The following is a 23409-nucleotide window of genomic DNA, read 5'->3' as shown; positions in this document are numbered from 1 at the left end:
ATCCAGCGACGAACTAAGGAAAGTCTGGGGGGTGTCACGGCCGCACCTCGGGGTGTATGAGTGAGCTGGAGCCTCACAGGGCTCATCTGTGTAAAAATGTCACACCTGCTGGCCAATGAGCTTCAAACGTTCCAAACCGTTATCTAGCAGGTCAGATGGTTACGCGTTCGTGTTGTATGCGTCATAGAACCTCAGGAGCCGATCGTGCCGCTCGATGCCCCCCGCCGACTCATCGGCGCCACGCTCGTCGCCATGAGCCTCGTCGCCTCGACCCCCGCCGGCGTCGCCGCGTCACCCGTCACCCTCGCCGCCGACGCCTCGGTCACGGCGTCCGCACTCCCCAAGGCCACCACGTTCACGGTGTTGAGCGGCCTCCCGCAGGACACCGACACGTACGGCAAGCTGAGCGGCCTCGTGGTCCACCCCGCACGCACGGTGGCCGTCTACGCCCAACCCGGCGGCAAGCCCGCGGCCACCCTCCCGGCGGAGCAGCTCGGCAGCCAGACCTGGGTCCCGGTGGTGGAGGCGCGCAAGGGCTGGTACCGCGTGCTCCTGCCCAGCAAGCCCAACCACGTGACCGGCTGGATCAAGGCCAAGGGCCTGAAGAAGGCGCGCAGCAACTACCGCGCCATCGTGAAGCTGGGCACCAAGCAGCTGACCGTGATGAACGCGAGCAAGAAGCTCGGCACCTGGACGGTGGCCATCGGCGGCCCTGAGACGCCCACCCCGGTGGGCAGAACCTTCCTGCTGGCCCTGATGTCGCCGAAGAAGAAGACCTACAGCCCGCTGATCCTGCCGCTCGGCACGCACTCGGCGACGCTCGACACCTTCGGCGGGGGTCCCGGCACTGTTGCCTTCCACGGCTGGCCGGACCGGAAGGTGTTCGGCAAGGCGGTCACGCACGGCTGCATCCGGGTGCCTGCTCGCGCGCTCAAGGTGCTGGCAGGACTGCCTCTGGGGACTCCGGTTCTGATCGCTCCCTGAGGATGAGGGCGGCGGCCAACGGTCCTCGCCATGCACCAACGCGAGCTCCTTGAAGCCCCCTACCATCGCCCGGCCGGGGGCATGAAGCAGGCAGTAGGCGACGGGTGACGGCAACGCCCATGCCCACGCCAACAGCTCCACACACCCCCTGCGGTACACCACCACCACGAACCACCTCCACCGGCATCGATGCTGCCAGTGGAGGCGGTGTCTTGATTCCGACGACGGTGCCAGACCCCGGATTCGCTTCTGAATCGACCGGAACGTCAGTTCCAGTTGTCGATCTTGACGTCGTGGGGATCCGGAGCGCCTTTCCCGGTTTCGATCAGCGACTTCAGGCTCATCAGAAAGAGCGCCCACTTGGTGCTGCAGTGGTGCATGAATTCCACCGGCTCCTTCCAGCCTTCGTGCTTGAAGAGAACGATGGTGTCGTCGTCGACCTGGTTGAGATCCCAGATCACGTGCGTGCCGATCCATTCTTCGGGTCCGTCGACCACCTCCCACAGCACGCGCTTGCCTGGGTGAAGCTCGAGGACCTTCATGTCGAATCCGCCGGCTTCGAACCGGAATTGGAGCACGCCGCCGAGGTCGTCGCCTTCGCCTTGTGTGTTGGTCGCCCACCAGCCGGCAAGCCCCTCGACGGTGGTCAAGGCCGTGTAGACCTCGGCCACCGACGATTTGATTCCCACTCTGTGCAGGATGTCTACCATTTTCGATTCCTCTTTCCAGAGTTGGTTCTCGGCTGAATTTTGTGAATTCACTGCTGTGTGTCTTTGCTGCGCTGGATCGCCTCGGCGATCTGCTTGATGCGCCGGAGCCTGGCGTCCCACGCTGCCCCTACCGAGGACAACTGAGCGACCGCGCGGGCTAGTTGCTCTTCATCCACCCGGTACCTCCGCTCTCGCCCGGCAGGCGACGCGTGCACCAATCCGACGCGGTCGAGCACGCCGAGATGTTTCGCGATGGCCTGCCGTGTCACGGGCAGCTGCTCGCTGAGGCTGGTGGCGGTGCCACTGCCATCCGCCAGGAGTAGGTCGAGCATTCGCCGACGGGTCGGATCCCCGACCGCGGACCACAGGTCGTCGTCGACGGCGGCGGTCATGGGGTTGACACCAGCCGCGCGACGTACTCCCCGAGCCGGGGCACAAAGGTGTCCCAGCCGACGCTGTGTTCGCGGTACTGCTCCTCCAACTTGGCGGCCTCCCAGCCCATCTCCCGGAATCCGGTCTCTGTGAGCCGAATCCTCGTGCCCGTGCCCGACGGGGTGAGCTCGAAGGTGACCAGCAGTGAGTTGGCGGAGTCGTCGACCTTGCCGTCGGGATGGCACCAGCGGAACGAGAACAATCGAGGCGGCTCGGCGTTCACCACCATGATCGGAACGACGTCTACCCGGTCGCCCCAGACAAGCTCACCGACAGCGCCAGGAGTCGCTTCGACGTCGGCCTCGTCGGTCCACCATTTCGAGATGTGCTCAGGGCGGCTGACGACCTCGAAGACCACCTCGGGTGAGGCGTCGACATGGATCTCGCGTTCTATGCTGCCGTACTCCATACTCTTCACTCTCTCTCGACACGCAACGTTTGGTTGCACCTCACGCTAGCGCGCGATCCACGGTTGTGCAACCATCAGTTGCGCTTGCGCGACAGTCGAGCCGTTCGAGGCCCCGCCCCGACCGCTGCTCGGGCATGGTGAGGCCGGTGCGCTGCCCATCGCAGGGCGGTTGGGCGAAACCCATTCCACGTTCAGGAACGAGAGGTGTCCTTGAGTCAGTACGCCGCACGCCGCAGACTGCGTACAACCCACGGCGGGCAGTCATCGTCTGCCTCGGCCTCAGCGGCCGTGAGCCAGACGAACCCGGCCACCTCCTGCGGCGAGGCGGCCACGGGCGTGGCGTGAGCAGGCATCTGCCCCCGGAACACCACATTGATCACCGGGTCGCCATCGTCGGTCACGAAGAACCCACTCTCCACGTAGGCGAGCTCGACTCCGGTCAGGTCGACGCCGATCTCCTCCGCCACCTCCCGGCGCGCGGTCTCCTCGAGCACATCGACCCCGGCACCGTCGGTCTCGACCTTTCCGCCGACGCCAGCGAGCAAACCAGCAGCATGAGCTTCCCCGCTGCCGCGCTGGATGAGCAGCCAGCGGCTATCCCGCTCCAAGAACACCTCAACGTTCACGACAAAGGCCGGTCGACCCCCTCGGGTCAGGCAAGCCGTCATGTCAGGTGTGGGAATGCCCATGTTCATGCACTTTACGGGAAAGCCATGATGACTTGATCACCACGCGGACCTGAAGCACCACGCGCCGGTCCGGGAAGCGATCACCTAACGTCCCGATCATGAATATTGATATCCCGATGCTCATCGAGGTGATGCGCAGGCGGGGAGAGATCGAAGAGGGGTAGGAATTGCCATGCCGAGGCTCCTTTTCGGCAATCATCATGTAGCTTCTCCCCATGGCGCGGGCCTCGTCGGGGGCGATCAGGAAATTTCCGCTGTTGGTCCTGGCGTGCTTGGTCGGCTGCGCCTCCACACCCCCGGCCATGCGGCCCACCGCGGCGGCCGCGCAGGTCACAGCAAGCCCCATCCAGAGCCGCTATGGCCCCTTCTCCGGACAGCCGCTCGGCCCCGGTAACGGGATTCGTCTGCTCGTCAGCGGCAACGGTCCGGCCAGCATGGCCCCGGCGATATTGGATGTCGACACCGGCGCCTCGACGCCCGTCTCGGGCCTGCCGGATCTGGATCCGCGCGTCACCCTCTCGACCTTCGTCCACGGCAGACACACCCTGATAGTCGTGAGCGGACCCGCAGTCAACCAAGGACGGCTGTACCTGCTCAAGGGTTACGAGGCGCGGAAGCTGGCCACCGGCTGGAATGCGTTTCCCGCCTTCGACGACTCGGGCTTCTGGATCACGGACCAGCCGGTCTACGACGGTCCGTGCGCGATACGGAAGCAGGCCGAGGACGGGAAGATCCTGCGCCGTCCCCGCTGGAGCTACTGCGGTGCCCTGCCGTTCGACGACACGCCGTACGGCCTGCACGCCAGGCACAGGGACGAGTCCATCCTCCTAGCCCATGCCAGCTTGCGGAAGACCACCAGGTACCCCCGGATTGTGGCGGCGACGTCCCAGGAGGTGCTGGTGGAGCGGCCGGGCAAGAACCTCGCCCTGGTGATCCCCGGCACCGAGAAGGAGCGGCCGATCGCCAGGCCGACCGCCGCGGGCGAAGTCAAGGACGGCGAGGTCAGCCCCGACGGCAGGTACATCGCCGTCCCGTTCCTCGCCCCCACCTCGGGCCCGCATGAGTATCTCGACGTCTGGGTGCTGGACACCGAGACCCTGGAATGGGCGCACCTCCCGTCGATGCCCGTGCCCATCGACGTCAAGACCCGCAGGATGCGCTGGACGCCGGACGGGCGGCTGGTGTTCGCAGGCGCATTTGTCACGACCGCGGACGCCTATCCGCAGGAGAGCGACTACGCCAGCATGATCGTCGCCTGGACGCCCGGTGACGGCACGCTGTCCATCAGGAAACTCCCCGTGGACTGGCAGACCAACCTGTCGATCATCATCCCGTAGGAACCAGGGCCGGTTCTCCACCGACGACGGCGGTGGGCCCTCCGGGCAACCCCGGCCGGGCGAGCCGTGCAAAAGCCCCATTGGTGTGTCTGCTGCTGGTCGAGACGGTTGCAAACGATCACGAGCTAAGGCGAGCGGACCGGAATGGCCGGAGGTTTGGCGACTAGCGCTCCATCCCGGCGCTTCACACGACTCAATCGAACCGTGACCTCGTTGTCAGGAGTTCACCTGACACGCCCGCATTCCCACTGTCCGTAGGCTCGCAACAGTCACGGTGCAGGCGCACGAGGCGAAGCATGCCTTGCGGCCGGGGTAGCTGCCGACAACAGGGGACAGCAGGTGCCCTTTCGTCCCAGGACGCAAAGTGGAGGACATGCGACACGGTCCGTCGGCCGGCGCAGCCGTCACGGCTGCGCACCAGGTGCGGCTGCCACATGCGGCACGAATGGCTCAGGTGGCCTTGGTGTGACATCGCCGAGCATGGTTTCGGTCGCTTCCTTTCACTTGGCGAGGGCCCGCATTGCACTGGGGTTCCCTCGAACAATCGCTGGTCTGTTCCGAGAGGTCGCCGATGTCCACACCATTCCCGCCCGCCCGGCAGCCGCAAGGCCCCGGTGCGCCAGGAACACCGGGCCTGGCTGGAGCTCCGGGCCGGCATGCCGGTGGATTTCCGCCGATCGCGCCGAGAGGGTTTGCACCGGGTGGTCCTGGAGGGCCGGGGGCGCCTGCACCACACGGTCCTGGCGGGCAGTGGTCGCCTCCCCGGCGTAGCGGCGGCGGTGGGAAGGGGCCGCTGATCGCCATCCTCGCCGTGCTCGGCGTCGTCGTCCTGATCGCCGGACTGGCCGGGGCCTGGGTGCTCCTCCGCAGCGGTGGCGGCGAACCCGAGCCATCTTCGAGCTTCACCTACGACCGGCGTGATCCGGTCCGGTCGCCGTCGCCGGCGGCCGAGAAGGTGAAGTTGCGGCCGATCACCGGCGACCAGCTCTGCGCCGCCATTCCGGACGGCCTCCGCAAGAGCCTGGTCACCGATGGCCGGTACGGCGGGAGGGATTCGTCCACAGGCGCCGCCACCGAAAGGGAGAAGCGGGCGGCCTGCGAGTGGCACAACTCCAAGATGGACGTCGGGAACGGCATCATCGGCCATCGCACACTGAGCTTCTCAGTGGGAGCCCGGAGCACCGAAAGCCAGAGCGCGGTCGAGTACGCCAAGGATCAGTTCGACAAAGACAAGGAAGGGCACGAGCGGCGGGTCAACGTCCGGGACGGCAAGCGGATCGACGGAAAGACCTCCGGCTCGGCGTTCGGCGAGCTCAAGGAGCTGGAGTACGGTGACGCGGCGTACAGCCAGACCTGGATCGGACACAGCGGACTCAAGACCACCGTGTTCGTCCGGCAGGGGCCCTGGCTGATCCAGGTCGAGTATGGCGGCAGCAACCGGACGGGCGACAAGTACCCCTCCGGCGACGAGGTGCGGGCCGAGGCCGGTAAGGTCGCCGAACGCATCACCGCGGAAATGGCCAAGGACGCCGGCAAGGTAAAGCTTGCCGGGCCGTGCGCGATCCTGACCGCAAAAGACGTCGAGTCGGCATTCTTCCCCACCGCTGAAGGACCATCCGTCAGCGGTAATGACGGCAGGATCAAGCAGACCACCTGCACCTGGAGCATCGGGGAGGCGGTCGAGCACAAGCCCGGGCAGGAGTTCACCGCTCGCGGCGGCGAGCTGCGCATCCACGTGGTCGACTGGGGCAGCGACGGCCTCGGATCGAAGTTCCAGTTCGATCGAGATGCCAAGAAGTACGACCGCTACCACGGCAAGGGCGGCATCGGCGATGACAACATCCACACTGACTACGAGCCCCGCCAAGAGCTCTCCGGGCTCGGTGAAAAGGCGTTCGCCGTGGTCTCCTCCACCACCAGGCCGGGCAGGACGGATGAGGGCCCCACACAGGAGGTCCTGATCAAGGCACTGATCGGCGACCGGACGGTCGAGTTCGCCTTCAGAGGTACGACGACCGGCGGCGGCGTCATCGGCGCCGAAGGCTACCAGGAGCCGGTCTTCGAGTCCTCCGTCGCGCAACAGGCCGTAGCGAAGCTGGCCAAAGCCTTCCTCGCCGGCCTGAAATGACCGACGGCGCCGCATCCCACTCGCAGTATGTCGCCGATGGGTTCGTCTTGCTGTGTGCCTGGTGGTTGCTGAGCGGCACCACCATCAGACCTGACGAGCTTGGAGACACACATGGACGAGCTCGATGAGATGAAGGCGAAGATCCGGCGACTGCGGTCATGGGGCGCTGTAGAGGAGATGGAGGACGCTGGGAAGAGAGCGATGGCGAATACGTCGAATCCAGGCTGACCCTGTGCGAATGAGGGGAGCCGCTCAGGCTTGGGCTCGCCGGATTCCTCACCGGCTGCCGGAGTCGCCAGGCTGCTCCACCACAGGTCAAAGGCCACGCCCCAGCATGATCGGGCAGTAGCCTTTGACCTGTTGTGCAGCTGAGAGGCCAGTCGCTGGAGGAACGCTTCAAGGACCGGCCAGCAAATGGGTCACGTTCTCAACCGCAGTGTTCGAAGGGGCTGGTGTATGAGCTGCTGCCGATCGAGCCGCCCCACCTGACGCATTGTGCGGCCGCGTCGCGCCTAACAGGCCCCGCGTAGTAGCCGTAGCTGCCCGAGTCGGTCGTCCTGCTTTCCCCTTGCGGCTCCAAGAAGGCCGACATCGCGGACGGTGAGCCGAGGTTCGTCGTCTTCAGAGTCACGACGCAGTTGTAGCCGTTGCCCGAGTTGTAGAGCAGGTAAGTGCGACCACCAGTGAGGCCGGCGGAGTCGATGACCGTGTAACCGCTGCCGCAGACCTCCTCAGGGGTGTAGGGGTTGCTGCTGCAGGCGTTGGTGCTCGTAATGGCCTTCTTCTCGCCCAAGGACACGGTCACGCCGTCCACGGTCGGGCTGGTGTCCACCGCGCCGGTGGAGGTCCGCTGTTCGTAGTGCAGGTGCGGAGCGTTTGAGCCGCCCGTCGAGCCGACGGTCCCGATCGTGGTGCCCTGGCTGACGCTCATCGAGCCGCCGGCCGACCTCACCATGGTCGCGAGGTGGGCATAGCGGGTTCTGCTGCCGTCACTGTGCCGGACCTCTATCCACTTGCCGTAGCTCGTGCTGCCCGCGTCGTAGAAGTACGCGGTGCCCGAGGCGGTGGCACGCACCGTTTCACCGTTGATGTCATCGCCCCCATAGTCCTGCCAGTCGATGGAACCCGATGGGTTGTGACTGGGGGTCCAATTGTTGGCGTAGAAGGTCTTCCCGCAATTGAACGGGCTCTTGTGAGACACAGCCAGGACGCTGATGCTCTGTGCTGAGGCGGCCTGGGGAATCAGCGCTGCCGCGAGAGTGAATAACAGGGCAGTGATCGCGGATCTGAGGGTCGTCGGCCGGCTCGGTCTGGCGGTTGTGGGCATGCTCACCTCTCTGAACAGGTGCGTATGGGGGGATACGGTTAGGCGCCCAGTTCCTTGATGTCGATGAGCCCATGGCGACGAACTACGTTGGCGGCATGGTGATCAACCTCGACGGGAGGGGAAGATCGCCGCCAGGGAACATTTCGACATCTCACCGCCCATTGGGAAGGGCGGGTCGATCATGAACATATCCCTGAAAGTTCTTTTCATCAATCTCCGCGACATGAAATTTTGCGGCTCTCCACGTCATGCCTTTATATGCGTCCAAAATCACAGATTCGGGTCTGGCCCAAGACCGCCTGGCACCCATCCAAGACGCCTTCCACACCCCCACATCCCGGACGACGCTGGGCGCCGAGCCGTTCGATGGATCGATAAGGCCCGACCTTTACTCGGATTTGGGATGGCCTGTATGGTGATCTAGTCAAGATCTATTCACCTTCATGAGGTTGAAGCATGCATCGCAAGAAGCTCGTATCCGTTCTCCTCGGCTCCGCCGCTGCGGCAGGCCTGCTGCTGACCCCGGCAACGGCCGCCTCCGCACAGGTAGGCACCGCAAAGGCCACCGCCGCAACGACATCAGCCGGAGCCGCGATCGAGCGCGACAGTGTCAGGTGCACCAAGCCCAGGAGCAAGTGGGCCAACTACTCCTGGGGCGAGGGCAATACGACTGTGACCATCTACTTCAACAACCACTGCAGCCACAAGGTCAGTGTCCGGATCATGTTCGTCAGGAAGGGCTCGGTCGGTGACAAGGCAGCCAAGTACCGTTGCATGACGGTCAACGCCCACACCAAGGGCAAGAAGAAGTTCTACGCCGCCGTCTACAAGCCGTATTCCGTGACCCGAGTCAAGGGCTGCTGAGCTAGCCGCTTGCCCACTGCCGGCTTGCGCGGGGTGAAGATCGGCCATCCCTTACCATGATCTGGATCAAGTGGATGCTCTACCCGGACGGTTCCAGCGTCCAGCGTGGGGATCCCCCGCTGGAGTCCAGTGATCTCGCACCAGCGCAAGCCGGCGAGGGTGCTCCAGACGCCTTCCGGGAGCACGCTTTGTTCGGCCGGGTGGTGAACCTCGCCGTGTGCCCGTGGCCGAGCTGCCGCAGCCCCCTATAGGTGGCCTTTCCGCCCGCGTACCAGCTGAGCTTGGAATTGAACGGGCAATCGGGCCTCTGCACAACAGGCCGGTCACCACTACGACGCTGTCGCAGGTCTACCGAAACGGGGCGGGAGCTTCAGGTTCATCCCGCGGAAAGAGAAGGTTTTGGCCTGTCCGGCGGGCGAGCCCGGGGAGGCGGACGCGGCCGAGGGCGCGGGGAGCACGGCGGTGGCCGCCAGGAGGGCGAGTACGGAAGATCGCTTTCTCATGGCGAGAAAGCTATGCACGCTTGCTTGTAGAGCGCTGGCCGGTCAGTTGGAGCAGGTCGGTGCCAGGTTTCGATGTCCACCGCTGGGACGGGGAGCTTCACCCTGGAGTTCGAGGTGAACGACGTCGACAGCTACCAGAAGACGTAGCCCCTCACCCGGGCGAACGCCGCTCTCGTGCCCATCAGATGGCACGCCTGGCGCTCTGGCGGCCCCAGTCGACGCTGACCTGCATTATCGTGGTGCTGAGTCCGGCACACTCTTCCTGTGCCGGACTCAGCCCACGATCGCCGGCCTGCCGTCGCTGATATCGATCATCGGGCGGACCGACGGGTCTTAACTGCTGGCCTTGGCCCAGATCGACGCGAAGACGCCACCCTCGGTGTCCAGGATGGTCGGCTGGTACCCCAGCGCCTTCATCTTCGTGGCCTGGAGCGTGTAGGTCAGACGGGACAGGTTCAGGTGTTCCTTCAGCCCGGTCGCGCTGCCCTTGCTCCACACGGTGGCGTAGAGCTTGCCGGGCTCGACGGCCATGACGACGGGACGCAGGCCCTGCTTCGCCTTCGCCAGGAGCTCCTGCCCGCGCTGCTGCACGGTCTGGCCCAGGGTCACCTGGACGCTGCCCGAGGCGGCGCCGGCGACCCAGACGGCCGCGTACAGCGGCCTCTCGACCGTGCCGTACACGTCCAGCGAAGAGATGGCGTAGCCGGCGGCGCTGAACTCGGCGTTGACCTTGGCGAAGGCCTCCGCGGTCATGCTCAGCTGGGACTTGACCTGCGCCGTGGTCTTCTCGAAGACCGCCGCGAAGACCGCTTCCGCGCCCACGCCGGTACCGGTGATCATGGCGGGCTGGAAGCCGGCCTTCACCTGGTCGCTGATGGTCTTCTGCAGGTTGGTGCCCGACAGGCCCTGCAGGACGTTCACCTTGCGGGTGGTGTCCTTGATCCACACGGACGTGTACTGCGGGTTCGCCGCATTCGACACGCTCAACGCCTCGGGAACATAGCCCTTGCCCAGCAGCTGCTTGACACGCTGCGTCAGCTGGGTGCCGGTGAGGGCGTCGAGGGTGAGCCAGTCCAGCGGCAGGTTCTGCACCGACTGGGTGGCAGTGGTCTTGGCGGGCTGGGCGGCCGCCGGAGAGGCGATGGCCAGCAGGGGAGCGGTGACCGCCGCCAGCGCCGTGGTAAGGGCGACCATCCTCTGTGTGCGCCTCATGATCCTCCTATAGGTATAGGTTGTCCCAATTTTTGGACAAGAAGGGACCATAACAGAGAATGAGGGCAAGTTGACCATCCGTCACCATGATCGAAACATTCCTGTGTCAGAAAACCTCAGGTTTCGGGGCAAGACGGACACCCTCAGAGGGATGCTCATGTTTTGCCAGGTCAATGGGCACGACAGCTGGCCGCAGCGGCTCGGCGGAAGGATGTCGCTCCGCCGTCATTCGCCGTTCATCCTGCTCGAATCCCCTGGTCACCCGGAGGTTTGCCACAGGTGATTAGGGTCGTTTCGCGCAAGGCGAGATGTGGAGGCCTGTCAGGATGACTTGTGGAGTCGGCTCAGTCGCCGGCCGCCGGCTTGAGCAGACCTGTCTCGTACGCCGCCGCCACCGCGGCCGCCCGGGTCCTTCACCTCGAGCTTGGCGAAGACATGCAGCAAATGCGTCTTCACCGTCGCCTCAGTGATGAACAACCGGCCGGCGATCTCTCGGTTGGTCGCCCCGCGGGCGATGAGCCTGAGCACCTCGAGCTCACGCGGGCTGAGCGTCCGCGGTTCCGGCTCCTGGGCCTTGTGCCGCAGGACGCCGACCACGGCCGGGGACAGCACGGTTTCGCCGCGGGCCGCCGCCTGCACGGCACGACGGAGTTCTGCGCGGGGTGTGTCCTTGAGGAGGTAACCGGTGGCGCCCTGCTCGATCGCGGGCAGGACGTCGGCGTCGTCGTCGAAAGTCGTCAGCACCAGGACATGGATGCCGGGGGTCTGCTCACGGAGGCGGCGGATGACCTCCGCGCCGGTCATCCTCGGCATACGGAGGTCCAAGAGCACGACGTTGGGGTTGGTGCGCAGGGCCACCGCAAGGGCCTCAGGGCCGTCGGCGGCCTAGCCGACGATCTCGAAGGCCTCGTCGGCGGCGCAGATGCCGCGTAGGCCGTCGCGGACGATCGGGTGGTCGTCCACGATGATCAAACGTATCGGCGGCATGGTCACGTTCCCACAAGGGAGTCGGGGCGGGGGTCGGACTCCAGGCCGGCGTCGGGGAGACGGCCGGGGCGGGGCCCGGACTTCAGCTCCGCGGGGATGGCCGGGACAGTTGTGCAGATTCCCGTACCCATGCCAGGAGCCGCCTCGATCACGAAATTTCCTGCTAAACGGATCACTCTCTGGCGCATCGCCATGAGGCCGAAGCTTCCCGGGCCGGAAGACAAGCCCGAAGAACCCGTCGGCGGCGCGTGAACGCCGGTACTACAGCAAGCTGTACCTGCGATCGGGTGGAGAGCGGGATTCTCCCTCACGGGGCTGATTCCTAGCGTTGTCCTCATGAGTGATCCGTATCGAATCGATCCCCTTTCCCGTCCGTCTGCGCCCCCGCGCAAGCGGGGTGGTTCCGTGCTGGGCGCGCTGCTGTGGGTGGTGCTCGTCGTGGGGGTGGCGGTGAACTTGGTGTCGAACATCGCCATGGGCGGCGAGCTCACCCTGATCGGGTTGGCGGGCGGGGTGGTGGGCCTGGCCGCCGGGGTGGGCCTGGTGGTGTACCACGTCAACCGGCGCCGCTCGTGACGCCGCTCGTCACCCTGGACCGGGTCACCAAACGCTACGGCGACCTGGTCGCGCTGGACGAGGTCACGCTGGCCTTTCCGCGGGGCAGGTTCGTGGCGGTGATGGGTCCGTCGGGCTCGGGGAAGAGCACGATGCTGAACTGTGCCGCCGCCCTGGACCCGCCCACCTCGGGCTCGGTCCTGATCGGCGGGACGGACGTCAGCGGGCTGTCGGAGACCAGGCGTACGTTCCTCCACGCGCCGCCAGGCGACGGTGAAGGTCTCCGCCACCACGCGGCATAGATCGCTGGAGAGCCACGTACTGGGAAACCAGTCCGCGTGGTTCGGAGGGAGGCCGCGCTGGAAAAGGCCCTGCCAAGCAGGCGCCGCGCGGCCCACCCTGTTTCCGGTTTGACCTGCAACAATGTCAGTGGTCAAGAGGGACATCTCAGGGACACACTCTCAGAGCCGGACCAGCTGCCAGTGGCGCCTGCTGCCCCATGACCTGTGCGCTTTCACACACCGTACAGACCCTCGGGCGACGCGTGTGTGTAGCGGTTGACCATGGTCAAGATCGACGAAGTCGGTGTCCGACTTGGCTTGTCCGGAGCACTGACATACCCGCGATATACCGCCCCTCGCTAACGTCAGCCGGGACGACAGCCCGCATGTCGGCAGACGTTTCTTGCTGTCCAACCGGCAGCCGCGATATCCCCGGGGAGAACGATGGATTACCGTGCCATTATCCAAACCGCAGCTGTGGCAGCAACTGCGATCACCATGACTGTCGCCACACCGGCCGCCGCCCAACAGCAATCAGGATCGTCGCAGTTGTCCGAGGCTTCCGTCCTTGCCAATGCGTTCCCGGAAATTAAGCACGCGCAGAGCGGTAAGTGCCTCGCCGCGTCCGAGGTCATCGGCGTCGTACTCAGAGACTGCAACGGCACCACCTACCAGAAGTGGTACAGCGAGTGGTCGATGAACGGTATAAGTATCGTTCACCAGCAGAGCCGCAAGTGCCTCGACGGGAGCGTCGAGAAGGGCATCAGACTCGTCGACTGCAGGGGCAACTTGTACCAGCGGTGGTACTGGACCCAGTACGACAGGATTGAAAATCTGCAGAGCGGTAAGTGCCTCGCAGCGAGCGTCTCCCTGGGCGTCAAACTCAGAGACTGTAACAGCACCTCTTACCAGAAGTGGTACTGAGCGGGCGTTAAGTGAGGTTATGCCCGGAAGTGCTGCGCGGGTAGCGGCTGCCGCAAGCGGGTGCGTCCGGGGACAGTGTCGGGGGACACCCTGTCCCCGGTGTCCCGGACGGTCGAGGGAACAGCATGAAAGGCGCTTCGCGCGTCTCCTGCGTGCTTCGCACGATTGAGCTGTAACATTGGGGGGCGGTGGTCAGGCTGCGTAGGTGTAGTAGTGCGGCCAGTCGCCGGTCTTCGACTTTCCTCTGAAGATGGCCCGAAGAGCGATCCGGGCCTCCCTCGGCAGGGCGTCTTCATCCTCTGGGGTGCAGGTCGCCTTATGAAGGCTCACCACGCCCACGAGGTCGTCGGGGCCTCCGCCGTACCCGTAGGTCACGGTCTCCTCGGTTTCGGCGGTCTTGATGATAAAGACTAAAAGTCCCATTTCACGCTCCCATAGCAGCGGCCACTGCCCGCTCAGCTCGGTACCGATCAAATGTTTCTGATGTATCGCTATGAGGGTTCGCGGTGAACGTCGGGGCAGGTCACATGCCCTCCAGTGTTACAGCCTGAGTGTCCAACTGCGTGACAACGACCCAGGTTGATCACAGACGTTGGTGGACGGTCGAATGCAGGTCACAGGCGCGCTCGTCGTGATCCGTATATGTGTTCGATTTGCCTGATAAGGAAGAGGTCCCAGGTTCAAGTCCTGGTAGCCCCACAGAGTTTGCCCAGCTCAGAGGCCGTTTCCCGGAGATCGGGGGGCGGCCTTTTGATCGTTTGCCATCAATTTGCCACCAAGATCGCCTGTCACCAGGTGACAGAGATCAAACCACAACGACAGCAGGTGAACCTTCGAACGAGACCGGCCGATGTCGAGTTGAACGTTGAGGCGCGCCTCTCTCGGCTGCTTGCCCCGTCCGAAGATGTTCGTCAACCCGCGATGCAACCCCTGTACTGTCGCTTGACGCCCGTGGCGTTGGCGCGATAGCGGACCAGGTCTTCCGAAGCGCCGAGCCAGCGTGCGGTCATGGGAAGATCCATCTGCCGACGCGCGGCCCATTCGAGCGAGACGCATGGCACGAGGAGGGCCTCTCCAAGAAGGGCGGCCTCGGCTTCTTGTACCTCGTCGAAGTCGCGCATTACGCATCCGTAGATCGTCTGGATGGCGCCTGGCCTGTGTTTCAGGATGAGGTGCGCCAACTCGTGGGTGATGTTGCTGTTCTGGCGGCCAGCGCTGTGCTGTGGGTTGTTGATGATGACCGGAACGTTCGGCGTGCGAACGGTGATCGCCGACCAGTGCTGTTGGTATTCGGTTAGCGCCACTAGGGAATCGGCGTGCAAACCGTGTTCGCGGTCGAGTGTGCTGATGATCGCTCCGTGGTGTGTAACCGCCGGTCGTCCACGCGAACCCGTACCGGGCCCAGAATGCCGAAAGTCGCTTCGGTCACCTCACACCGACCGCCTCGCCTGCCCGTCATCAACAGAGCCGACTGCGCCCCTCCAGAATCGGTAGCGACCATGCACATCATGATCTCGACTGCCCTGCCGCGCCCAATCGTTCGATCGCACGATTCGGCTGTCGAATGTTCGGCGTATCGGGGCTTGTTCGCGAGTCGAACACCGCACGCGTCAGGCTTCATCTCATCCCTGTCACTGGTGTGGGCTGAATCGGAACGGCTCGTGTAGAGCTCGGCCGAGGAAGGCATCCACATGTCCCTCGGCCATCGCCCGGATGCGTCAGGAACCGCCCGTGTACGGGATTACGGTCGAGCCGTTCCTCGGTCACCAGCAGGCGGATCACGCCTTCGGCGTTCTCCTCCGCCTGCCAGACGACCCAGTGGCCGACTACCAGTGTCGCCGGACGTTCGTCGTCATCTGCAGCGTGAAAATGACGTCGGAATCTTCCCTGCAGACGCGGGGAAGACTCCGGTCGCCAGCGTGTTTCGAGGGTTCATCGAACTTTGCCGGCACGCCTGTCATCGATGGCTCAGGACATCACAGTCGTGGCCAACCGCTGGCACGGCCCGGGTGAAGTAGCCGTGCCGACTCAAGATAGGCCGAAAGACAGATGTGGCACGGCCCGGGCCCCTCCTAGTTTGTGATCATGCACAACTTCTGGAAGGTCGCAGCGCCTGCTCCAGAAGATCGCGCCGATGAGCGCCGGGCTCGCCATCCAAGCCACCACCGATCTCCGTAGCCTGCCCATCAGTCCCTGGGCCGGCCTCGGCGTGACCGTTGAGTGGGCCGCCGCGGCGCTGTTGGTCGGCGGCCTGCTGCTGCACAGCCGCGACGCCTAAGGCCCGACCTGAGCCGCCAGCCGATGACGGTCCGCGCCTCGATCTCAACCACCGTGTGAGCGCGGTCGGCGATATCCACCGATCGGTGGATGGGTGGGCGCACGCGTCCGTAGCGGATCAGCACGGGATCGAAACCCGCCGGCTCCAGGGTGAGGGTCAACCGTTCGGCGTCCGCCGGTGTTCTCCCATGGCCCGACGTTTCCCCTGGAGTCCCATGATCGCGCTGCCTGTCGTGCTGGTCGCCGTGTACATGACCACCCTCGACTTCTTCATCGCCAACCTGGCCGTACCGTCGATCCGGACCGGTCTGGGCGCGGGCGACACCGCCGTGCAGCTCGTGATCACCGGGTACGGGCTCGCCTACGCCGCCGGCCTGATCGTCTCCGGGCGGCTCGGCGACCTGTACGGCCGGCGCCGCGTGTTCGCCGCCGGGCTGGCACTGTTCACGGTGGCGTCGGCGGCCTGCGGGCTCTCCCCCGACGCCGGGTCGCTGGTGCTGGCCAGGGTCGCGCAGGGCGTCGCGGCAGCGCTGCTCGCGCCGCAGGCGCTCACGCTGCTCGGCGAGCTGTTCGAGGGCGCGGCCCGGGCCAGGGCGTTCGGCTGGTACGGCACCGCCGTCGGCCTGGCCGGCGTGAGTGGTCAGGCGATCGGCGGGCTGCTGGTGGCCGCCGATCCCCTGGGGCTGGGCTGGCGGGCCTGTTTCCTGGTCAACGTGCCGATCGGGGCGGCGGCCCTGGCGTTGACCGGCCGGGTGCTCCCCCGCACTCCGGGCTCCGGCAATCGGCGCGATCTCGACCTGACCGGGGCCGCGCTGGTCGCGGCCGGGCTGGTGGCCGTGGTGCTGCCGCTGGTCGAAGGGAGGGAGCAGGGGTGGACGTGGTGGTGCCTGGTTACCGCGGCACCGCTTCTGGCCGGCTTCGTGCGGCGGCAACGGCGGCTGGCGGCCTCCGGACGGGTGCCGCTGCTCGATCTGGCGGTGTTCGCGGAGAAGGGGTTCGCAAGCGGGCTGGTAGCGGTGGCATTGTTGTTCGGCACGTCGGCGGGGTTGTCGTTCGTGCTCGCCCTGTACCTGCAGGAGGGTCTCGCGCTGAGCCCGCTGGCCGCCGGTGCCGTGTGCACCGCGCTGAACGCCGGTTTCTTCCTCACGTCGCTGCGGGCCGGCCGGGTGCCGCCGCCGGTCGCCGCGCTGATGGTGGTGGCGGGGCTGGCGCTGCTGGGATACGTGGTGGGACGGGGGGCGGGGGCGTACCTGTTGGCGGGGGCGTTGCTCGTGATCGGAGGTGGGATGGGGTTGTTGATGTCGCCGCTGATCTCCTCCGTCCTGTCCCGGGTACGGCGGGAGCGCGCGGGCGCCGCGGCAGGGGTGCTCGGAACCGTGCAGGAGGCCGGGGGCGTGCTCGGCGGCACGGTGACCGGTGCGGCGTTCTTCGGCACGCTGGACGGCGGATGGGCCGCTGCGACGCTGGCCGGGCTGGCGGTGCTGGTGGTGGGAGCCCTCGGCGTGCTGGCCCACTGTCTGGTGCCTTCGAAGCCCGTGATTCACGTGAATCAGCACCAGTGATGCTCAGCCGTACCGGCCGCGTGACGGCGGGTGTACGGCGGCGGCGAGGTCGTCGGCCAGCTGCGGGATGTCCCCCGGCCGCAACGGGGAGACGGTGAGGCGGAGCGCGGGCGGCGTGGCGACCCGGTTGCGTGCGCCTGGCGCGGCGGCCCAGCCGCGGGCCAGCAGATGGGTGATCGCGGCGGCCTCGTCCGGGACGGGCACCCACACGTTGAGCCCGGTACGGCCGTGTGCCGGGACGCCACGCGCGGCCAGCGCCGCGACCAGCCCATCCCGCCGCTCGGCGTACGAGGCCGCCACCGCGGCGGTGTCCACCGCCCCCGTGCGCCACAGGTGAGCCACGGCCCGCTGCAGCAGGTGGCTGACCCAGCCCGCGGCCAGCCGCTGCCGCCCGCGCAGCCGATCCAGCGTCACCGGGTCCCCAGTGATCAGAGCGAGCCGCAGGTCGGGACCGAACGCCTTGGCCGTGGAGCGGACGAGTATCCAGCGGGCCGTGGCCCCGGCCAGCGGATGCAGGGGGACGTCCACGAAGCCGTCGCCGTGGTCATCCTCGACGAGCAGCACCCCTGGGTGCGCGGTCAGCTCGGCTCGCAGGGCGGCGGCACGATCGGCGGTGACGGCGGCGCCGGTCGGGTTCTGCGCGCGGGCAGTGATCACCACGGCTCGGGCCCCGGCCCGCAGCGCCCTGCCGAGATCGCCGGGCAGTGGGCCGTCGTCGTCGAGCCGCATCGGCACGGGACGCAGGCCGAGCGCGGCCACCAGGTCCAGCAGCGCCGTCCAGCCGGGGTCCTCCACCGCGACCGCGTCGCCGGGACGAAGGTAGGCGTTCAGCACACGTTCGACCGCGTCGAGGGTTCCCGAGCTGATCGCCAGCGGCGCGGCCGGTACGCCGTCTCCACCCAGGCGGGCCCCGGCCAGGGCGAGGAGTTCCTCGTCATCGTCCGTCCCGTACATGGCGGGCCGGTCCTGGTGCACGCGGGCGGCGGCGGCAAGCGCCTCGTGCAGGGGCGGCAGCAGAACGGGATCGGGGTTGCCCTTGGACAGGTCGCGGACGCCCGGCGGCGCCTCGATGCGGATGTCCTCGCGGGTCGTGCTGGGGGGCCTGGGCCTGACCCTGGTGCCGCGCCGCCCACCGGTCTCCACGACGCCGCGCTCACGCAGCAGCCGGTACGCGGCCGCCGCCGTGTTGGGGCTGACCTGGGCCAGCGCGGCCAGCTCGCGGACCGGTGGCAGCGGCGCACCCGGCACCAGCCGCCCATCCGACACGGCGGCCTCGACGCCGGCCGCTATCTCGCTGGCCGTCCCACCGGTGATCCGATATGTTTCTAGCACAAAATTTATTATGTACTAATACAAAGAGGTTCCGGTGCTCATTCATCCATGGGACGCGGCCCGCGACGGGAACGAGTGGCGGAGCTGGCTGCGTACCCGCGACTTCGGGCAACTGGCGGCGAACGGCGTGGACGGCGGCCCACCGGTGGTGGTGCCGACGCACTTCCTGTTCGACGGCGACGGCGAGGTCGTGCTCCACCTGGCCAGGCCGAACCCGATCTGGGGCGCTCTGGAGGCGAACCCGACGGTGGTGGTGAGCGTGCACGACGACTACGCCTACATCCCGTCGACGTGGCGCTCGGACTCCCCCGACAACGGCGTGCCGACCAGCTATTACGCCTCCGTTCAGCTCACGTGCACGGCGAACGTCGTGGACGACAAGGAGGGGAAGGCGGAGATCCTGCGCCGCCAGCTGGCCCATCACCAGCCGGACGGCGGGCATGGGGTGGTGGCCGCCGAGGAGGGACCGTACCGCAAGATGTTGTCGGCGATCCGCGGGCTGCGGTTGGAGGTCGTAGGGGTGCGGGCCAAGTTCAAGTTCGACGATCATCGGCCGGTCGAGTTCCGCGAGCGGATCGCGGGAGAGCTGTCCGAGCGGGACCTGCCTGGGGACGCTGGGGCGCGGGAGCAGCAACTCAGGCGGATGGGTAATGGTTGACTGGTAACCGTGAGTGTGCAGGACGGTCCCGACCGTGAGCAGGTGCTCGCCTGGGTCGAGCGGGTGGCGACGTTCGTCTCCGAGGAGTGGGGACTCGCGCCCATCACCGGCCGCATCCTGGGCTGGCTCATGGCGTGCGACCCGCCGGAGCAGACCGGCGGCGAGATCGCCGCGGCGATCGGCGCGAGCCGCGCGTCGCTGACCACGAACTTGCAGCTCCTGACGTCCATCAAGCTCATCCGGAGGGTGCGCAAGCCCGGGGAGCGGAACGTCTACTACGTGATCGAGGACGACGCCTGGTCCAAGGTGGCCAGGCAGAAGCTGGCCGCGTTCACCGTGTTCGACGGGCTGGCCGCCGAAGGGCTGGAGCTGGGCTGGACCGACGAGGCGCAGACCAGGCGCATCCGGGCTGCCCGCGCCTCGATCGCCGCATTCCTCGACCGCTGACTCAGGGAGTCGGCGTCGGCGGTTCCGGCTGGGCGCCGGTCGCCGCGCGCGCCGTAGGGGACGGCCTCTGCCTGCAGTTCCGACACCACTGGTGATCTCCATGGCCGCCTGTTACCGGGCTTGATGTCCGATCCTCACTAGAGGCAGCGGCCGGTGAGCGGGAAAAGTAGGGCGCATGCTCGCACACGAAGACGCGTACGCCGTGCTCAGGAGCCGGGACGGCCGCTTCGACGGCCGTTTCTTCGTCGCCGTCGTGACCACCGGCATCTACTGCCGCCCCAGTTGCCCAGCTGCCCTGCCCAAGCCGGAAAACGTCCGCTTCTTCCCCTCCGCCGCAGCCGCTCAGGAGGCCGGCTTCCGCGCGTGCAGACGCTGCCGCCCCGACACCGTCCCCGGCTCCCCCGACTGGAACGTCCGCGCCGACGTCACCGGCCGCGCCATGCAGCTGATCGCCGACGGGCTCGTGGACCGCGAAGGCGTCACCGGACTCGCGGCCCGGCTCGGCTACAGTGAGCGCCAGCTACGCCGTCAGCTCCTCGCCGACCTGGGGGCAGGCCCGCAGGCGCTGGCCAGGGCCCAACGCGCGGCCAACGCCAGAACGCTCCTGGAATCCACGGACCTGCCGGCCGGCGAGATCGCCTTCGCGGCGGGCTTCTCCACGATCCGCCAGTTCAACGACACGATCCGCAAGGTCTACGGCACCACCCCCACCGCGCTGCGCCCCTCCACCCGGCGGACGCGTGGGGTGCTCCACCTGCGCCTCGCCTATCGCCCGCCCCTGGACCTGGCCGACCTGTTCCGATACCTGGCCGACCGCGCGATCCCCGGCCTGGAGCAGACTGGCGATGACTTCTACCGGCGGGCCCTCACCCTCCCGCACGGCCTCGGCATCGTCACACTGCGGCCAGGCGAGACATCCGTGTCCTGCGAGCTGCGCCTCGACTCCCTGCGCGACCTCCCGGCGGCGGTACGGCGCTGCCGCCGCCTCCTGGACCTGGATGCCGACCCCCGAGACATCAACGACCACCTTGGTGCCGACCCGCTCCTGGCTCCCTTGATCGTGGCAGCGCCCGGCAGACGGGTGCCCGGCCACGTCGACGCGGCCGAGATGGCGGTTCGTGCAATCGTGAACGAGGAGACCAGCGCGGGCCGGGCCCTGCTCACCGACCTCGTCCAGCGCCACGGCACTCCCGTGAGCTCCGATCCGGACATCCGCTATGTCTTCCCACCCATGGAGGCCCTGACAGACGCCGATGTGCCGGCCCCGGTCGCCGCCCTCGCCCGGGCGTTGACCGCCGGAGCCGTACACCTCGAAGCCGACCGCGACCAGGTCGAACTCGAGCTCCTCACGCTCCCCGGCGTGACGGCGGACGCGGTGGGGCGGATCCGCATGCGGGCCCTTGCCGACCCCGATGTCTTCCTGCCCGTGGACCCCGCCGCTCGCCTCGGACCGGCGGCGGAGCCGCACGCACAACGGTGGCGCCCGTGGCGTTCGTACGCGATGCAACACCTACGCGACCGGAGCTGAGGACGTGTCGACCTATATGCCGCTCCTCAAGAGCAGGCCGGACTTCCGCCGTCTGTGGTTGGGCGCGTCCGTCTCCGTGATGGGCGACAGCATGACCTACATCGCCCTGTCCTGGCTCGTGCTCGCCCAGCGGGACGGCACCGCGAAGCTCGGTGTGCTGGCCGTCTGCTACACCGCCCCCGTGCTGATCGGCGGCCTGGCGGCGAGCTTTGTGCTCGACCGCTTCGACAAGCGGACGGTCCTGATCGTCGACAACGTCCTGCGCGGCGCCGCGGTGGCGTCGATCCCGATCGCCGCGGCCGTCGGCGGCGTGCCCGAGTGGCTGCCTTTCCTGGTCGCGGCGGTTTACGGCCTCCTGAAGATGGTCCCCATGGCCGCCGTCCCCGCGGCCATCCCCGACCTGGTGACCGAGGGGCAGCGCGACGCCGCCAACGCCCTGGAGTCCGTGAGCTACTCCTTGTCGGGCATCATCGGCTTCACCCTGGCCGCCCCGCTCCTGACCACCATGGGCCCGGCCAACATGCTGGCCCTCGACGCCGCCACGTACGCCTGCTTCACCATCGCGCTGACCCTGGTTCGCACTCCCCTGCGCCCGCGGAAGATCACGGCTTCCCCGAACGTCCCGGTCTTCCGCGACAAAGTCCTCGTCGCCACGACCGTCGCCTTCATGGCGTTCAACATCGCCGAAGGCGCGATGACCATGGTGGTGGCTCCCTGGCTGGCAAAGGAGCACCTCCCTGGCGACGGCGCCACCCTGTCGCTCCTGATGGCGGCCCTGTCTGCGGGGGAACTGCTGGGCGGATTCGCGGCAGGCGCGTGGCGGCCCAGAATCGGCAGACTGACCGCGATCGCCCTCGTCGAGCTGGTCGCGGCCGCCGGCATCCTCGCCCTCCTGGGCAGCCCCAGCTGGATCCCGGTGACCGCAGCCTTCCTGATCATGGGTACGTTCAGCGCCCCCATGACGGTGTGGGCCCAGTCGCTGCGCATGGAGCGTGTCCCCCCAGCGCAACGCGGCCGGGTCTTCAGCGTCTTCCGCACGATGATGCAGGCCACCCCGCCCATCGGCGCCGCCCTGGTCACCCCGCTGTTGGTAGCGGGCGACCTGCCGGCGGCCGTGACCCTGATGACGGCCCTGGCCGCCGTACCGGCCTTCGCCCTGCTGTTCCTGCGCGACAAGCCGCGCGCCCCGGAATCCACACCTGTGGATAACCCGCGATCTCTGTGGATAAAGCTCTCACCCGTCACCCCATGCACGGCGTCGGCCGGGCATCCGACCGACGGTCCAGCACCGGCCATCTCGAAGGCATCTCCGCAGCACAGCCCCGGCTCCGCCGGGCCTCACGGCGTGATAGAGGCAGCGCCGGAGAGGCCTTCCGGGGAGGCTGACCCGTCGTCCGGCTGAACGAGGTCGGCTACGCACACCCTGTGGATGACCGGGGTGGCATTCCGCCCACCACGGCCGCGATGCTCCTGGCCACCTCGACCGGCGGGATGTGGGTCGTGTCGACGACCTTGCCCTCCCGGCTGAGCCAGGAGAACGCCTCGCGGTAGACGGGGAGATGATCCATCCGCCACTGCGAGATCGGCGGGTCCCCCATGATCCTGCGCGCCAGCGTGTCGTGGTCGGTGTGCAGCACGAAGTGGTGAACGGGGATCCCCGCATCCCGCAAACCCCCCCGGATCTCCTTCCAGTAGTCCTCGATCAGGACGGTCTGCGGCATGACGAGCACCCCGCCGACGTAGTCGAGCAGCTGCGCGGCCGCCTCCACGACGAGCCTGCGCCAGGGCGGCCAGTGCTGGAAGTCGCCGAGCCTCGGCATGTCCGAGACGGTCGTCAACATCTCGCCGACCTTCTCGGGATCGAAGTGTCGGGCATCGGGGACGAGCGGGACGAGCTCCTTCGCAGTGCTGGTCTTTCCTGCGCCGAACGTCCCGTTCAACCAAATGATCATGTCGTGACTCTAGTCGGCTTCGCGCTGCTCAGCTCATTCAGCTTCAGACCGGCCAGGCTCTCTGCGAGCTCATTGAACTTCTCCGGCGGCACACCCTTGAGGAAATCCTGGCTCAGGTGCTCGTTAAGCTCATCCCCGGAAATCGGTATGCGGTTGACGGCTCCCATGTACCACTGCAGTTGCTCGCCGGCCGGGCTGTCCGGGACAGCAACCTCGTTGGCTCCGTCAGCACCCGCACATCCCGTCAAAAAGACAGCGAACAGAACGAGCAGACCAGTTATGCCGAGGGCAGTCGCACCCAAGACTCCTAG

General features: G+C 67.0%; 26 protein-coding genes. 13 read left to right on the top strand and 13 right to left on the bottom strand.

What is annotated here, in order from left to right:
- Positions 1–204: 204 nt before the first annotated feature.
- The gene (locus ACTWPT_RS32570) at positions 205–984 is read left to right on the top strand and encodes a L,D-transpeptidase (protein WP_443181334.1); all 780 of its coding nucleotides are present in this window, start codon (positions 205–207) and stop codon (positions 982–984) included.
- Positions 985–1250: 266 nt separating this feature from the next.
- On the opposite strand, the gene ACTWPT_RS32565 is transcribed toward ACTWPT_RS32570, so the two are convergent.
- The 5 genes from ACTWPT_RS32565 to ACTWPT_RS32545 form a co-directional block, all read right to left on the bottom strand.
- A complete protein-coding gene (locus ACTWPT_RS32565; protein WP_443181333.1) occupies positions 1251–1694 on the bottom strand; it encodes an SRPBCC family protein in 444 nt (147 codons plus the stop codon).
- A gap of 47 nt (positions 1695–1741) precedes the next feature.
- Entirely contained in the window at positions 1742–2086 is a 345-nt protein-coding gene (locus tag ACTWPT_RS32560) for an ArsR/SmtB family transcription factor (RefSeq protein WP_443181332.1), read from the bottom strand.
- The gene (locus tag ACTWPT_RS32555) at positions 2083–2535 is read right to left on the bottom strand and encodes an SRPBCC family protein (protein WP_443181331.1); all 453 of its coding nucleotides are present in this window, start codon (positions 2533–2535) and stop codon (positions 2083–2085) included. The genes ACTWPT_RS32560 and ACTWPT_RS32555 overlap by 4 nt, the downstream gene beginning before the upstream one ends.
- Positions 2536–2750: 215 nt before the next feature.
- Entirely contained in the window at positions 2751–3203 is a 453-nt protein-coding gene (locus ACTWPT_RS32550; RefSeq protein ID WP_443181485.1) for an NUDIX hydrolase, read from the bottom strand.
- Between the two features lies 1 nt (position 3204).
- A complete protein-coding gene (locus ACTWPT_RS32545) occupies positions 3205–3528 on the bottom strand; it encodes a hypothetical protein (protein WP_443181330.1) in 324 nt (107 codons plus the stop codon).
- On the opposite strand from ACTWPT_RS32545, the gene ACTWPT_RS32540 reads away from it, so the two are divergent.
- Complete coding sequence (locus tag ACTWPT_RS32540; RefSeq protein ID WP_443181329.1) at positions 3527–4561, top strand: hypothetical protein; 1035 nt, start codon at positions 3527–3529, stop codon at positions 4559–4561. The genes ACTWPT_RS32545 and ACTWPT_RS32540 overlap by 2 nt on opposite strands.
- An 811-nt stretch (positions 4562–5372) precedes the next feature.
- Positions 5373–6689: a hypothetical protein gene (locus tag ACTWPT_RS32535; protein WP_443181328.1), complete on the top strand. Its 1317-nt coding sequence runs from the start codon at positions 5373–5375 to the stop codon at positions 6687–6689.
- Positions 6690–7116: 427 nt separating this feature from the next.
- Here ACTWPT_RS32535 and ACTWPT_RS32530 read toward each other — a convergent pair whose 3' ends face one another.
- Positions 7117–7764, bottom strand: coding sequence for a M23 family metallopeptidase (locus tag ACTWPT_RS32530; protein WP_443181327.1), 648 nt, complete (start codon positions 7762–7764; stop codon positions 7117–7119).
- 708 nt (positions 7765–8472) lie between these two features.
- Between ACTWPT_RS32530 and ACTWPT_RS32525 the strand changes: the two genes are divergently transcribed.
- Positions 8473–8880 (top strand): hypothetical protein, encoded by a 408-nt coding sequence (locus ACTWPT_RS32525; RefSeq protein WP_443181326.1) that lies wholly within the window; start codon positions 8473–8475, stop codon positions 8878–8880.
- Between the two features lie 836 nt (positions 8881–9716).
- Here the strand turns inward: ACTWPT_RS32525 and ACTWPT_RS32520 are convergent.
- Together ACTWPT_RS32520 and ACTWPT_RS32515 are read right to left on the bottom strand one after the other, a co-directional pair.
- Positions 9717–10595: a hypothetical protein gene (locus ACTWPT_RS32520; protein ID WP_443181325.1), complete on the bottom strand. Its 879-nt coding sequence runs from the start codon at positions 10593–10595 to the stop codon at positions 9717–9719.
- 321 nt (positions 10596–10916) lie between these two features.
- A complete protein-coding gene (locus ACTWPT_RS32515) occupies positions 10917–11453 on the bottom strand; it encodes a LuxR C-terminal-related transcriptional regulator (RefSeq protein WP_443181324.1) in 537 nt (178 codons plus the stop codon).
- Between the two features lie 465 nt (positions 11454–11918).
- On the opposite strand from ACTWPT_RS32515, the gene ACTWPT_RS32510 reads away from it, so the two are divergent.
- The 3 genes from ACTWPT_RS32510 (at position 11919) to ACTWPT_RS32500 (ending at position 13342) form a co-directional block, all read left to right on the top strand.
- Positions 11919–12158: a hypothetical protein gene (locus tag ACTWPT_RS32510; protein ID WP_443181323.1), complete on the top strand. Its 240-nt coding sequence runs from the start codon at positions 11919–11921 to the stop codon at positions 12156–12158.
- Positions 12155–12439, top strand: coding sequence for an ATP-binding cassette domain-containing protein (locus tag ACTWPT_RS32505; protein WP_443181322.1), 285 nt, complete (start codon positions 12155–12157; stop codon positions 12437–12439). Before ACTWPT_RS32510 ends, ACTWPT_RS32505 begins: the two co-directional genes overlap by 4 nt.
- Before the next feature lie 423 nt (positions 12440–12862).
- The gene (locus tag ACTWPT_RS32500; RefSeq protein WP_443181321.1) at positions 12863–13342 is read left to right on the top strand and encodes an RICIN domain-containing protein; all 480 of its coding nucleotides are present in this window, start codon (positions 12863–12865) and stop codon (positions 13340–13342) included.
- Between the two features lie 192 nt (positions 13343–13534).
- On the opposite strand, the gene ACTWPT_RS32495 is transcribed toward ACTWPT_RS32500, so the two are convergent.
- Positions 13535–13816, bottom strand: a complete 282-nt coding sequence (locus ACTWPT_RS32495) for a hypothetical protein (RefSeq protein ID WP_443181320.1) — start codon at positions 13814–13816, stop codon at positions 13535–13537.
- Between the two features lie 437 nt (positions 13817–14253).
- Positions 14254–14646 carry an ImmA/IrrE family metallo-endopeptidase gene (locus ACTWPT_RS32490; protein ID WP_443181319.1) on the bottom strand — a complete coding sequence of 131 codons (393 nt, stop codon included), beginning with the start codon at positions 14644–14646 and terminating at the stop codon, positions 14254–14256.
- 830 nt (positions 14647–15476) lie between these two features.
- On the opposite strand from ACTWPT_RS32490, the gene ACTWPT_RS32485 reads away from it, so the two are divergent.
- Together ACTWPT_RS32485 and ACTWPT_RS32480 are read left to right on the top strand one after the other, a co-directional pair.
- Positions 15477–15620, top strand: a complete 144-nt coding sequence (locus ACTWPT_RS32485) for a hypothetical protein (RefSeq protein WP_443181318.1) — start codon at positions 15477–15479, stop codon at positions 15618–15620.
- A 214-nt stretch (positions 15621–15834) separates the two neighbouring features.
- Positions 15835–17181 (top strand): MFS transporter, encoded by a 1347-nt coding sequence (locus ACTWPT_RS32480; protein WP_443181317.1) that lies wholly within the window; start codon positions 15835–15837, stop codon positions 17179–17181.
- 3 nt (positions 17182–17184) lie between these two features.
- Here the strand turns inward: ACTWPT_RS32480 and ACTWPT_RS32475 are convergent, their stop codons facing one another.
- Complete coding sequence (locus tag ACTWPT_RS32475; RefSeq protein ID WP_443181316.1) at positions 17185–18513, bottom strand: aminotransferase class I/II-fold pyridoxal phosphate-dependent enzyme; 1329 nt, start codon at positions 18511–18513, stop codon at positions 17185–17187.
- 34 nt (positions 18514–18547) lie between these two features.
- Here ACTWPT_RS32475 and ACTWPT_RS32470 point away from each other — a divergent pair, with 34 nt between their 5' ends.
- From ACTWPT_RS32470 to ACTWPT_RS32455, 4 genes are all read left to right on the top strand, one after another.
- On the top strand, positions 18548–19171 hold the full coding sequence (locus tag ACTWPT_RS32470; RefSeq protein WP_443181315.1) for an FMN-binding negative transcriptional regulator: 624 nt from the start codon (positions 18548–18550) through the stop codon (positions 19169–19171).
- Positions 19172–19180: 9 nt separating this feature from the next.
- Positions 19181–19618: a GbsR/MarR family transcriptional regulator gene (locus ACTWPT_RS32465; protein ID WP_443181314.1), complete on the top strand. Its 438-nt coding sequence runs from the start codon at positions 19181–19183 to the stop codon at positions 19616–19618.
- 175 nt (positions 19619–19793) lie between these two features.
- Positions 19794–21146: a DNA-3-methyladenine glycosylase 2 family protein gene (locus ACTWPT_RS32460; protein ID WP_443181313.1), complete on the top strand. Its 1353-nt coding sequence runs from the start codon at positions 19794–19796 to the stop codon at positions 21144–21146.
- A 4-nt stretch (positions 21147–21150) separates the two neighbouring features.
- The gene (locus ACTWPT_RS32455) at positions 21151–22548 is read left to right on the top strand and encodes an MFS transporter (protein ID WP_443181312.1); all 1398 of its coding nucleotides are present in this window, start codon (positions 21151–21153) and stop codon (positions 22546–22548) included.
- Positions 22549–22558: 10 nt separating this feature from the next.
- Here the strand turns inward: ACTWPT_RS32455 and ACTWPT_RS32450 are convergent, their stop codons facing one another.
- On the bottom strand, positions 22559–23098 hold the full coding sequence (locus tag ACTWPT_RS32450; protein ID WP_443181311.1) for an ATP-binding protein: 540 nt from the start codon (positions 23096–23098) through the stop codon (positions 22559–22561).
- Positions 23095–23400, bottom strand: a complete 306-nt coding sequence (locus ACTWPT_RS32445; RefSeq protein ID WP_443181310.1) for a Cpe/LpqF family protein — start codon at positions 23398–23400, stop codon at positions 23095–23097. The genes ACTWPT_RS32450 and ACTWPT_RS32445 overlap by 4 nt, the downstream gene beginning before the upstream one ends.
- Between the last annotated feature and the right edge of the window lie 9 nt (positions 23401–23409).

It is taken from the genome of Nonomuraea sp. 3N208, assembly GCF_052245935.1.
Lineage (GTDB): Bacteria > Actinomycetota > Actinomycetes > Streptosporangiales > Streptosporangiaceae > Nonomuraea.
Note: the sequence above shows the minus strand (reverse complement) of the source record. Positions and strands in the feature narration are given on the sequence as shown.

Bases quoted from the DNA above. Each gene is read 5' to 3' on its own strand.
- ACTWPT_RS32565 (WP_443181333.1), bottom strand. From the start codon at position 1,694: ATGGTAGACATCCTGCACAGAGTGGGAATCAAATCGTCGGTGGCCGAG.
- ACTWPT_RS32560 (WP_443181332.1), bottom strand. From the start codon at position 2,086: ATGACCGCCGCCGTCGACGACGACCTGTGGTCCGCGGTCGGGGATCCG.
- ACTWPT_RS32555 (WP_443181331.1), bottom strand. From the start codon at position 2,535: ATGGAGTACGGCAGCATAGAACGCGAGATCCATGTCGACGCCTCACCC.
- ACTWPT_RS32550 (WP_443181485.1), bottom strand. From the start codon at position 3,203: ATGACGGCTTGCCTGACCCGAGGGGGTCGACCGGCCTTTGTCGTGAAC.
- ACTWPT_RS32540 (WP_443181329.1), top strand. From the start codon at position 3,527: ATGCGGCCCACCGCGGCGGCCGCGCAGGTCACAGCAAGCCCCATCCAG.
- ACTWPT_RS32545 (WP_443181330.1), bottom strand. From the start codon at position 3,528: ATGGCCGGGGGTGTGGAGGCGCAGCCGACCAAGCACGCCAGGACCAAC.
- ACTWPT_RS32525 (WP_443181326.1), top strand. From the start codon at position 8,473: ATGCATCGCAAGAAGCTCGTATCCGTTCTCCTCGGCTCCGCCGCTGCG.
- ACTWPT_RS32520 (WP_443181325.1), bottom strand. From the start codon at position 10,595: ATGAGGCGCACACAGAGGATGGTCGCCCTTACCACGGCGCTGGCGGCG.
- ACTWPT_RS32510 (WP_443181323.1), top strand. From the start codon at position 11,919: ATGAGTGATCCGTATCGAATCGATCCCCTTTCCCGTCCGTCTGCGCCC.
- ACTWPT_RS32500 (WP_443181321.1), top strand. From the start codon at position 12,863: ATGGATTACCGTGCCATTATCCAAACCGCAGCTGTGGCAGCAACTGCG.
- ACTWPT_RS32485 (WP_443181318.1), top strand. From the start codon at position 15,477: ATGAGCGCCGGGCTCGCCATCCAAGCCACCACCGATCTCCGTAGCCTG.
- ACTWPT_RS32480 (WP_443181317.1), top strand. From the start codon at position 15,835: ATGATCGCGCTGCCTGTCGTGCTGGTCGCCGTGTACATGACCACCCTC.
- ACTWPT_RS32460 (WP_443181313.1), top strand. From the start codon at position 19,794: ATGCTCGCACACGAAGACGCGTACGCCGTGCTCAGGAGCCGGGACGGC.
- ACTWPT_RS32450 (WP_443181311.1), bottom strand. From the start codon at position 23,098: ATGATCATTTGGTTGAACGGGACGTTCGGCGCAGGAAAGACCAGCACT.